This is a genomic window from Taklimakanibacter deserti (assembly GCA_003574785.1).
This window is the reverse complement of the sequence record QORU01000073.1, coordinates 1-567: the sequence shown is the minus strand read 5'-3', so window position 1 is coordinate 567 and position 567 is coordinate 1. Positions and strand designations below refer to the sequence as shown.

The 567-nt window shown below is 68.6% G+C and carries 1 protein-coding gene and 1 pseudogene; one reads left to right on the top strand and one right to left on the bottom strand.

The genetic code is table 11. The annotated features are described in order from the left end of the window. On the top strand, positions 1-250 hold a 250-nt coding region (locus DS839_RS36005), incomplete at its 5' end, for a translation initiation factor (RefSeq protein WP_119275359.1). Positions 251-256: 6 nt separating this feature from the next. Here the strand turns inward: DS839_RS36005 and DS839_RS37230 are convergent. Next, a pseudogene (locus tag DS839_RS37230) lies at positions 257-567 on the bottom strand (hypothetical protein); the annotation flags it as partial.

The following is a 567-nucleotide window of genomic DNA, read 5'->3' as shown; positions in this document are numbered from 1 at the left end:
GGCCGAACTCGACGGCATCGTGCGCATCCGTCGCGAGACCAGCGGCCGCAAGGGCAAGGGGGTCACCACGATCGCCGGCGTGCCGCTGCCCGAGGCGGAGCTCAAGGCCCTGGCCAAGCAGCTCAAGAAGGTGTGCGGCACCGGTGGCGCCGTAAAGGAGGGGGTGATCGAGATCCAGGGCGACCATCGCGACCGCCTCAAGACGGAGCTTCAGGCGCGCGGCTATACCGTCAAGCTGGCCGGCGGCTGAGCGGCGTCAGGCGTCGCCCCCGCAGAGGCCGCACAGCGCGGCCAGGGACGCCTCCACCGGCGCCTCCAGCTTGAGGGCGTAGAGGTCATCGGCGCGGGTGCGGCCGAGGTTGAAGCAGGCGATCGGCTTGCCCTCCCGGGCCGCCGCGCGGGCGAAGCGGAAACCGGAGAAGAGCAGGATGCGTAGACGCCGCCTGGAGGCCGACAGCGAGGCCAGTGAAGTGAACCTCACGCCGATGCTCGACGTGGTCTTCATCATGCTGATCTTCTTCATCGTCACCACCAGCTTCATCAAGTAGAGCGGCGTGGAGATCGAGC